Genomic DNA, 9,614 nt, shown 5'->3' with positions numbered 1-9,614 from the left:
TAGTGGTGGGTCGTGCAGGATTCGAACCTGCGACCAATTGATTAAAAGTCAACTGCTCTACCAACTGAGCTAACGACCCACTTTAGTGTTGCTTTCGGTTTGTTTGATATCCCGTGGCAACGGCGGCATATATTACTGATTTCAGATTTGAGCGCAACAAAAATTTCGATGTAGATCACTCAACTGCTTATGATTCGCACGACACGACCAGAAATAATGCGACTTCTGGTCGCGTGTTATGCATTACATGGCGTTCAGACGTTTTTGTGCCTGTTTGGCGCCATCAGTACCAGGGTACTTACTGATAACCTGTTGGTACACGGCTTTCGCTTTCGCAGTGTCACCTTTGTCCTGCATGATGACGCCGACCTTAAACATCGCATCTGCAGCCTTCGGTGACTTCGGATAGTTTTTCACTACCGAAGCAAAATAGTACGCCGCATCATCTTTCTTACCCTTGTTGTAGTTTAACTGACCCAGCCAATAATTGGCGTTTGGCAGGTAAGTTGAATCAGGATAATTTTTGATGAAATTCTGAAATGCCACCATCGCATCATCCTGGCGGGATTTATCCTGCACCAGTGCAATAGCTGCATTGTAATCAGTGTTTGCATCACCGCTTTTCACCGGCGCGCCAGCACTCGCAGTACCAGCATCAGCCGTTGGCGTTGTTGCCGCCGCCCCGCTTTGCTCAACGCTGGCAGATTGCGTCGCTGCACCACCGCTGCTGAGGCTATCGATCTGCAACAGGATCTGCTTTTGCCGCTCCACGACCTGATTTAGTTGATACTGATTTTCCTGAATTTGACCACGCAGGGAATCAATATCGGACTGATTATCGGAGAGTTGCTGCTGGAGTTGAGTTAAAAGCTGACTGTGAGCATTAGAAATACGCTCAAGTTGAGTGACGCGGTCTTCGACCGAGCCTGAGCCGACACTACTGATTGGTGCCTGAGCAAAAGCGGCCCAGGGGGCCGCTATACCAACCAGTAACGACAGACTCAATAGTTGATGTCTGAAGTTACTGCTCATGCAATTCTCTTAGTAAACCAGTACCGCACGACGGTTTTTGGAGTATGCCGCTTCGTCATGGCCCAGTACTGCAGGTTTTTCTTTACCGTAAGAAACGATGGAGATCTGGTCAGCAGAAACACCTTTACCCTGCAGGTACATCTTAACGGCGTTCGCACGACGTTCACCCAGGGAGATGTTGTATTCCGGAGTACCACGTTCGTCCGCGTGACCTTCTACGGTGACTTTGTAAGACGGGTTGCTACGCAGGAAGTTTGCGTGTGCATCCAGCATTTGAGCGAAATCAGAACGGATATCGTATTTGTCCAGATCGAAGTAAACGATATTATTCTGCTGTAGCTGTTGCATTTGCAGACGAGCCTGCTCTTCGGAAGACATGTTGCCGTTACCGCCGTTCGCATCCATACCAGTGCCGGCACCCAGCATGCCTTCGCTGCCGTCATTGCTGGCGTTCTTGTTGGAAGAACATGCCGCAATTGCCATAACAGGCAGAGCAATCATCAGCCCTTTCAGCACTTTGTTCAGTTGCATTTCAATGATTCCTTTACTATTCAATTAATTATTATCACAGATACGGCGACCAGGCAGGGGATTTGACCTGTCCATCAGTTGCCGGAAGACGCGCTTTGAAACGCCCATCTGTAGAAACCAAATTCAGCACGGATCCCATCCCCTGAGAAGAGCTGTAGATTACCATAGTGCCGTTAGGTGCCAGACTTGGCGTTTCATCCAGGAACGTTGACGACAGAACTTGTACGCCTCCCGTTACCAGATCTTGTTTGGCAATGTGCTGCTGCCCACCATTGGAGCTGACCATTACCATAAATTTACCGTCGCTGCTGACATCCGCATCCTGGTTCTGCGAACCTTCCCAGGTAATACGTTGTGGCGCACCGCCGTTGATATTCACTTTATAAACCTGCGGACGACCTGCCTGGTCAGAAGTAAATGCCAGGTTCTGGCTGTCCGGGAACCAGGTCGGTTCAGTGTTGTTGCTACGGCCATCAGTCACCTGACGAATCTGACCAGAAGCTAAATCCATTACGTACAGGTTCAGGCTACCCGTTTTAGACAGGGCAAACGCCAGTTTGCTGCCATCCGGTGAGAACGCTGGCGCACCGTTGTGACGCGGGAATGAAGCCACCTGACGCACAGCGCCATTTGCCAGCGTCTGGATAACCAGCGCGGAACGACCGCTTTCGAAGGTGACATATGCCAGTTTAGAACCGTCTGGTGACCACGCCGGAGACATCAGCGGCTGAGGAGAGCGGTGAACCACAAACTGGTTGTAGCCATCGTAGTCAGATACGCGCAATTCGTACGGGAACTGACCACCGTTGGTCTGAACAACGTAGGCAATACGAGTACGGAACGCACCCTTAATGCCGGTCAGTTTTTCAAACACTTCGTCACTGGCGGTATGGCCAGCATAACGCAGCCATTGCTTGTTAACTTTATATGAGTTCTGAGCAAGTACAGTACCCGGAGCACCACCGGTATCAACTAGCTGATAAGCAACATTGTAAGAGCCGTCCGGGTTCGGAGTGACCTGACCTACAACCACAGCGTCAATACCCAGTGCAGACCATGCTGCGGGTTGAACTTCCTGCGCGCTACCCGGCTGCTGTGGCAGACGAGCGCGATCTAACGGGTTAAATTTACCGCTGTTACGCAAGTCAGCAGCAACGATGCCGCCAATATCTTCAGGTGCCGCACCAGGCCCTGCCCACTGGAAAGGAACGACACCAATAGGACGACCGGAATCTACACCACTGTCGATCACAATGCGGACTTCAGCGTGCAGAACTGACGCCCACAGTATGAGAAAACCAAATGCTACTCGTAATGCCTGCTTCATCATATCTCCCTTATCCGGACAGATAGTCCACGATAATTTAGCAGAATGTTAACAAACTCAAATACACAAAACTACCAGAACCCCGCGACAACCGATGTCTGATATTAACCGCCGTGACGGCCAACATCGCGATTACGGCTTGAAGTCCAATGGTGCGTTTTTGAACACTTCATATACTGCCTGGCTTGGTGGTTTCGGGATCTTCGCAAGTTTAGCTGCTGCTAATGCAGCCTGACAAAGTGCGGGATCGCCACCTTCAGGTTTGATATCCAGTAACATGCCATCTGGTGCCAGTTTTATGCGCAGCGTACAGGTTTTGCCTGCATAAGACGATGCGTCATAAAACTTACTTTCGATAGCAGATTTAATCTGCCCGGCATAGTTATTGATATCTGCACCTGATGCGCCATTGTTTTTAGTATTACCACTCCCGGCAGGCGAAGCATTGTTCCCTTTCGCCCCACCACCGGTTTTCGGTGCATTCTTACCAGAGCTTAGCTCACCGAAGATATCATCTGCCTCTGCGGCCGCTTTAGCTGCAGCGGCTTTTTCAGCAGCCGCTTTTGCCGCTGCTGCTTTCTTCTCGGCTGCGGCTTTCTCTGCTGCAGCTTTCTCTGCCGCTGCTTTCTTATCAGCCGCAGCCTTTTCAGCAGCCGCTTTCTTCTCAGCTTCAGCCTTCGCTTTTTCAGCAGCCGCTTTCTTCTCAGCTTCAGCCTTCGCTTTTTCAGCAGCTTCAGCCGCTGCTTTCTTTCTTGCTTCAGCAGCGGCGGCTTCTGCAGCTTCGGCTTTCTTCTTCAGTGCCGCAGCAGCTTTGGCGGCTTCAGCCTCAGCTTTCTTCTGCGCTTCGGCTGCGGCTTTGGCAGCTTCTGCTTCCGCTTTTTTCTTCGCATCCGCAGCCGCTTTCTTCGCCGCTTCGGCTGCTGCTTTGGCATCCGCTTCGGCCTTCGCTTTAGCATCTGCCGCAGCTTTCGCTGCCGCTTCTTCCGCTTGCTTCTGCTTTAACTCAGCCTGTTTGGCGGCGTCTTCAGCCTGCTTTTTCTGTTCCTGAGCAGCTAACCGCTCTTTCTCAAGTTGCTTCAGGCGTTCCTGTTCAGCCGCTTGCTTTTCACGGAGTTCTTCGGCTGCCTGCTGTTCCTTAATCTTGCGCTGCTCTTCGGAACGCTTCGCGCTTGACTCCTGGCTTTGCATGCGTTTGTACTGCTCAACTACCGCACCTGAATCAACCATTACGGCGTCGATAGACGAACCACCGCCACCTCCGGCTGAAGCTTCTATATTCTCATCGAACGAACTCCAGATCAGCGCCGCAAATAAGATGACATGCAGCACTGCTGAAATAATTATCGCCCGTTTGAGCTTGTCGTTTTGTTCGGTTGCCTTTGACACTCTCGGTTCCCAAAAACTGTTCGCCTGTTACCCGCTCTCTTTCAAGCAAGGGAAACGCAGATGCTTAGATAGGCTGCGTCATTAAACCAACCGATTTCACACCCGCACTGTGTAACAAGTTCAGCGCTTTAATTATTTCATCGTAAGGCACATCTTTTGCGCCACCGATCAGAAAGACCGTTTTCGGATTAGCCTTGAAACGGCTGGAGATTTCTGCCACCACCTGCTCTGGAGGTAAACGCTCCAGGCGATCTTTCTCAACCACCACGGTGTACTGACCAATACCAGATACTTCAACTATCACTGGCGGATTATCGTTACTACTCACTGCCTGCGATTCAGTAGCGTCTGGCAGATCGACCTCCACACTCTGGGTAATGATGGGTGCTGTCGCCATAAAGATCAGCAACAGCACCAGCAGTACATCCAGCAACGGTACGATGTTGATTTCGGACTTGAGATCGCGACGACCTCGTCCACGCGCTCTGGCCATGGCTTACCCCTTGTTGCTCTCGCTAACGGTAAACGCCTGGCGGTGCAGAATCGCAGTAAACTCTTCCATAAAGTTATCGTAATTCAGTTCCAGTTTGTTTACGCGTTGGTTAAGACGGTTGTAAGCCATAACCGCCGGAATAGCGGCGAACAGACCGATTGCCGTGGCAATCAACGCTTCTGCGATACCGGGAGCCACCATTTGCAGTGTTGCCTGCTTTACCGCACCAAGGGCAATAAAAGCGTGCATGATCCCCCAGACTGTACCAAACAAACCGATATACGGGCTGATAGAAGCCACCGTACCGAGAAACGGAATGTGTGTTTCCAGATTTTCCAGCTCACGATTCATAGAGATACGCATCGCACGTGCAGCCCCTTCCACCACTGCTTCTGGCGCATGGCTGTTGGCACGATGCAGGCGCACAAATTCTTTGAACCCGCTGTAAAAGATTTGTTCCGACCCAGTGAGATTATCTCGTTTTCCCTGGCTCTCCTGATAGAGGCGAGAAAGTTCGATTCCAGACCAGAATTTATCTTCAAACGCTTCGGCTTCACGCGCTGCAGCGTTAAGAATACGGGTCCGCTGGATAATAATGGCCCAGGATGCGATTGAAAAACCAATCAAAATCAACATGATAAGTTTAACCAGAAGGCTAGCCTTCAGGAACAAATCAAGGATATTCATGTCAGTCACTGCTTAAACTCCGCGACAATAGACTTAGGAAGCGCACGAGGCTTCATTTTGAGTGGGTCAACGCAAACAATCAGAACCTCGGCTTCATTCAGCAGAGTATTCTCGGCGTTGACAATACGTTGCGTGAAAACCAAAGAGGTGCCACGCATTGATGTTATTTCAGTCTGTATTTCGAGCATATCGTCGAGCCGTGCAGGTGCGTAATATTCCACCGTCATTTTACGCACCACGAAGGCAACACGTTCAGCCATCAGTGCCTGTTGGCTAAAGTGATGGTGGCGCAGCATCTCTGTGCGTGCTCTTTCATAAAAAGCGATGTAACTGGCATGGTACACCACACCACCGGCATCAGTATCTTCATAATAGACACGAACCGGCCATCGAAACAGCGTTGTATTCACTTTACATCCCGGTAATGCAACAAAAGTTAGAACTTTTAAACGCTGCTACTATACGCGTGCGATTGAGGTTTGGGAATGAGGGTAAGTTAAGGGAGCGTAAAAATTTATGGACCCTCAACGGCCCATAAATTTTTAAAGAGAATTCTGATTTAAAAGAAGAAGAAAATCAGCCCTACAATGAGAACAAGATCAGCAAGCAATGGGCAAAAAATCCCTTTCCAAAGAACCTTCTGCGGACGAAACCCCACGCCGTGAATAACGCCTGCGCAGACGGCCCACATCAGCAATAATCCATGCCAGATTTCCAGCTCACTGGTCTTCGCGGCAAAACGTGATGGGTCCCAAAACATACATCCTGCTAACAGAAGCGCCATCACGAAGGAAAGCGCCCTCATAGGGCGCTTGTCCATTACCGCATACAAGGTTGCGATAATCTTACTCATCAACTGTCTTCTTGACCGGCTTTGCCTGATTCGACGTGCTCAAGCGCCAGCGCGGTAATTACCCCAAATGAACAGGCAAGAAGCGTTCCCAGAATCCATGCGAAATACCACATTTTTAGCTCCTTACTTAGTACAGAGAGTGGGTGTTACGTTCAATATCTTCTTTGGTGATACGTCCGAACATTTTCCAGTAACACCAGGCGGTGTAGAGCAGAATGATCGGCACCAGAACCACCGCAACCCAGGTCATGACGTTAAGCGTCAGTTGGCTGGAAGTTGCATCCCACATTGTCAGACTTGCATTCATCATGGTGCTGGACGGCATTACAAACGGGAACATTGCAATACCCGCAGTCAGAATGATGCAGGCCAGTGTCAGAGAAGAGAACACAAACGCCCACGCGGCTTTATCCATACGCGCAGTCAGGATAGTCAGCAGTGGTAGAACTACCCCCAGAGCCGGAATAGCCCACAGAATTGGCGTGTTGTTGAAGTTCACCAGCCATGCACCAGCTTCACGAACCACTTCTTTATTCAGCGGGTTAGATGCTGCGTAATGGTCCATTGTCGACTTCACAACATAACCGTCGATACCGTACATCACCCATACGCCAGCCAGTGCGAAGCACACCAGCGTTACCAGCGCCGCCACCTGAGCCGTTGCACGGGTACGCAGGTGCAGTTCACCAACGGTGCGCATTTGCAGATAGGTTGCACCCTGAGTGATGATCATCCCGACGCTTACCACACCAGCCAACAGGCCGAACGGATTGAGCAGTTGGAAGAAGTTACCGGTGTAGTACAGACGGAGATATTCATCAACATTGAACGGTACACCCTGCAACAGGTTACCGAACGCCACGCCAATCACCAGCGGCGGAACGAAGCTACCAATGAAGATGCCCCAGTCCCACATGTTACGCCAGCGGGTTTCTTCAATCTTGGAACGGTAATCAAAACCGACCGGACGGAAGAACAAAGATGCCAGCACGAGGATCATCGCGACATAGAAGCCGGAAAACGCAGCGGCATAGACCATCGGCCAGGCAGCAAATAATGCGCCGCCTGCAGTGATCAGCCAAACCTGGTTACCGTCCCAGTGTGGGGCGATGGAGTTAATCATAATTCGACGCTCGGTGTCGTTACGACCGAGGAAACGGGTGAGCATGCCCACCCCCATGTCGAAACCGTCAGTGACTGCAAAACCAATCAGCAGAATGCCAACCAGCAGCCACCAGATAAAACGCAATACTTCATAATCGATCATTTGACGACTCCTGTCTTAGCGTGCCGGCTGAGTAGTCGTGGAAGACTGCTCAAAGTGATAGCGACCGGTTTTCAGGCTGCTTGGGCCGAGGCGTGCAAACTTGAACATTAAGAACATTTCTGCCACCAGGAACAGGGTATACAGGCCGCAAATCAGAACCATAGAGAAGATGAGATCGCCTGCAGTCAGCGACGAGTTCGCCACTGCGGTAGGCAGCACCTCACCGATAGCCCACGGTTGACGACCATATTCGGCAACAAACCAGCCCGCTTCTACAGCGATCCACGGCAGCGGAATACCGTACAGCGCGGCGCGCAGCAGCCATTTTTTCTCACCGATACGGTTGCGGATTACGCTCCAGAAGGAGAGCGCGATAATTGCCAGCAGCAGGAAGCCACACGCCACCATGATGCGGAACGCGAAGTACAGCGGTGCTACACGTGGAATAGAGTCTTTGGTTGCCTGTTGAATCTGCGCTTCAGTCGCATCCGCCACATTCGGCGTATAGCGTTTCAGCAGCAGACCATAACCGAGATCTTTCTTCATGCTATTGAACTGATCGCGTACAGCCTGGTCGGTAGAACCAGAACGCAGTTGCTCAAGCAGAGAGTACGCTTTCATCCCGTTACGGATACGTTCTTCGTGCTGCACCATCAGCTCTTTCAGGCCGATAACCGGCGTATCCACAGAACGTGTAGCGATGATACCCAGCGCATAAGGGATCTGGATTGCAAATTTGTTCGTCTGCTCTTCCTGATCAGGAATACCGAACAGAGTAAAGGCAGCAGGCGCAGGTTGAGTTTCCCACTCGGCTTCAATAGCAGCCAGTTTGGTTTTCTGCACGTCACCCATTTCGTAACCGGATTCATCACCCAGAACAATAACGGACAGAACAGCAGCCATACCGAAGCTTGCAGCGATAGCAAAGGAGCGTTTTGCGAAGGCGAAGTCACGGCCTTTCAGCATATACCATGCGCTGATACCGAGGATGAACATCGCGCCAGTCACATAACCAGACGCAACAGTGTGAACGAATTTCACCTGAGCAACCGGGTTAAGCACCAGCTCGGAGAAGCTCACCATCTCCATACGCATAGTTTCGAAATTGAAATCGGACGCGATTGGGTTTTGCATCCAGCCGTTCGCAACCAGAATCCACAGTGCAGACAGGTTTGAACCGAGCGCCACCAGCCAGGTGACACACATATGCTGAACTTTACCCAGACGATCCCAACCGAAGAAGAACAGACCTACAAAGGTGGATTCGAGGAAGAAGGCCATCAGACCTTCGATTGCCAGCGGCGCACCGAAGATATCCCCTACATAGTGAGAATAATAAGACCAGTTAGTCCCGAACTGGAACTCCATGGTTAAACCGGTTGCCACACCCAGAGCAAAGTTGATACCAAACAACTTGCCCCAGAACTTTGTCATATCTTTATAAATCTGTTTGCCGGAAAGGACGTAGACCGTTTCCATGATGGCCAGCAGGAACGCCATACCGAGCGTCAGTGGCACAAAAAGGAAGTGGTACATCGCGGTCAAGGCAAACTGTAAGCGCGACAGTTCGACTATATCTAACATCATGACTCCTTGCTCATCGCATGAAGACTCCGAGAGTGAACCCCGTTAGAAAGGGTCACACGCATGCCCCAATACAAAATTATTTGCTCGCCCCTATCGTTGCCATTTCATCAAAAGAGGAAAAGACAATGATAAAAAGTTACAAACATGTTAATGAATAAACCAAATTGATCCCGCAATTATATTACGCCGCAAAATCCTTACAATAAACAGGTTTTTATTGAACAAATTTGCATTTTTCGACAGTGATCAATTTATAGCGAAATTGTCACCATCTCACCAATTTGATCTACGACAATTTATCGTGTTTTGCAGATTTTTTTCAAGAATTAAAAATTGATTTATATCAAAATCAATCAGATATGTTAATTATGTGTGAATTAGAGATTGTTGGTAATTTTGTTGTTAACATATTGTAAACCATAAATGCATAATTATTATCGCAATGGAGAGA

At 49.9% G+C, this 9,614-nt stretch carries 11 protein-coding genes and 1 tRNA gene; all 12 read right to left on the bottom strand.

Translation table 11 applies throughout. The features are described 5' to 3' along the window. Positions 1-3 precede the first annotated feature (3 nt). The 12 genes from A1SC_RS20745 to cydA all read right to left on the bottom strand — a co-directional run bounded on the left by A1SC_RS20745 (position 4) and on the right by cydA (position 9,160). Positions 4-79, bottom strand: a tRNA-Lys gene (locus A1SC_RS20745). A 164-nt stretch (positions 80-243) separates the two neighbouring features. Beyond that, entirely contained in the window at positions 244-1,032 is a 789-nt protein-coding gene (gene cpoB, locus A1SC_RS20750) for a cell division protein CpoB (protein WP_000097584.1), read from the bottom strand. Between the two features lie 9 nt (positions 1,033-1,041). After that, positions 1,042-1,563: a peptidoglycan-associated lipoprotein Pal gene (gene pal, locus A1SC_RS20755; protein ID WP_001295306.1), complete on the bottom strand. Its 522-nt coding sequence runs from the start codon at positions 1,561-1,563 to the stop codon at positions 1,042-1,044. 34 nt (positions 1,564-1,597) lie between these two features. Continuing rightward, on the bottom strand, positions 1,598-2,890 hold the full coding sequence (gene tolB, locus A1SC_RS20760) for a Tol-Pal system beta propeller repeat protein TolB (protein WP_001516009.1): 1,293 nt from the start codon (positions 2,888-2,890) through the stop codon (positions 1,598-1,600). A gap of 132 nt (positions 2,891-3,022) precedes the next feature. Next, complete coding sequence (gene tolA, locus A1SC_RS20765; RefSeq protein ID WP_016261824.1) at positions 3,023-4,276, bottom strand: cell envelope integrity protein TolA; 1,254 nt, start codon at positions 4,274-4,276, stop codon at positions 3,023-3,025. 64 nt (positions 4,277-4,340) lie between these two features. After that, on the bottom strand, positions 4,341-4,769 hold the full coding sequence (tolR, locus tag A1SC_RS20770) for a colicin uptake protein TolR (protein ID WP_000090096.1): 429 nt from the start codon (positions 4,767-4,769) through the stop codon (positions 4,341-4,343). 3 nt (positions 4,770-4,772) lie between these two features. Then, entirely contained in the window at positions 4,773-5,465 is a 693-nt protein-coding gene (tolQ, locus tag A1SC_RS20775; RefSeq protein ID WP_016261823.1) for a Tol-Pal system protein TolQ, read from the bottom strand. Beyond that, entirely contained in the window at positions 5,462-5,866 is a 405-nt protein-coding gene (ybgC, locus tag A1SC_RS20780; protein WP_001098372.1) for a tol-pal system-associated acyl-CoA thioesterase, read from the bottom strand. The genes tolQ and ybgC overlap by 4 nt, the downstream gene beginning before the upstream one ends. A 149-nt stretch (positions 5,867-6,015) precedes the next feature. Next, on the bottom strand, positions 6,016-6,309 hold the full coding sequence (gene ybgE, locus A1SC_RS20785) for a cyd operon protein YbgE (protein WP_016261822.1): 294 nt from the start codon (positions 6,307-6,309) through the stop codon (positions 6,016-6,018). Continuing rightward, positions 6,309-6,422 carry a cytochrome bd-I oxidase subunit CydX gene (gene cydX / locus A1SC_RS20790; protein ID WP_000270283.1) on the bottom strand — a complete coding sequence of 38 codons (114 nt, stop codon included), beginning with the start codon at positions 6,420-6,422 and terminating at the stop codon, positions 6,309-6,311. Before cydX ends, ybgE begins: the two co-directional genes overlap by 1 nt. Positions 6,423-6,436: 14 nt before the next feature. Beyond that, positions 6,437-7,576 carry a cytochrome d ubiquinol oxidase subunit II gene (gene cydB / locus A1SC_RS20795; protein WP_000568264.1) on the bottom strand — a complete coding sequence of 380 codons (1,140 nt, stop codon included), beginning with the start codon at positions 7,574-7,576 and terminating at the stop codon, positions 6,437-6,439. A gap of 15 nt (positions 7,577-7,591) precedes the next feature. Next, on the bottom strand, positions 7,592-9,160 hold the full coding sequence (gene cydA, locus A1SC_RS20800) for a cytochrome ubiquinol oxidase subunit I (protein WP_001516006.1): 1,569 nt from the start codon (positions 9,158-9,160) through the stop codon (positions 7,592-7,594). Positions 9,161-9,614: the final 454 nt, after the last annotated feature.

It is taken from the genome of Escherichia sp. KTE52, assembly GCF_000408325.1.
GTDB classification, from domain to species: domain Bacteria; phylum Pseudomonadota; class Gammaproteobacteria; order Enterobacterales; family Enterobacteriaceae; genus Escherichia; species Escherichia marmotae.
Note: the sequence above shows the minus strand (reverse complement) of the source record. Positions and strands in the feature narration are given on the sequence as shown.

Bases quoted from the DNA above. Each gene is read 5' to 3' on its own strand.
- cpoB (WP_000097584.1), bottom strand. From the start codon at position 1,032: ATGAGCAGTAACTTCAGACATCAACTATTGAGTCTGTCGTTACTGGTT.
- pal (WP_001295306.1), bottom strand. From the start codon at position 1,563: ATGCAACTGAACAAAGTGCTGAAAGGGCTGATGATTGCTCTGCCTGTT.
- tolB (WP_001516009.1), bottom strand. From the start codon at position 2,890: ATGAAGCAGGCATTACGAGTAGCATTTGGTTTTCTCATACTGTGGGCG.
- tolR (WP_000090096.1), bottom strand. From the start codon at position 4,769: ATGGCCAGAGCGCGTGGACGAGGTCGTCGCGATCTCAAGTCCGAAATC.
- ybgE (WP_016261822.1), bottom strand. From the start codon at position 6,309: ATGAGTAAGATTATCGCAACCTTGTATGCGGTAATGGACAAGCGCCCT.
- cydX (WP_000270283.1), bottom strand. From the start codon at position 6,422: ATGTGGTATTTCGCATGGATTCTGGGAACGCTTCTTGCCTGTTCATTT.
- cydB (WP_000568264.1), bottom strand. From the start codon at position 7,576: ATGATCGATTATGAAGTATTGCGTTTTATCTGGTGGCTGCTGGTTGGC.
- cydA (WP_001516006.1), bottom strand. From the start codon at position 9,160: ATGTTAGATATAGTCGAACTGTCGCGCTTACAGTTTGCCTTGACCGCG.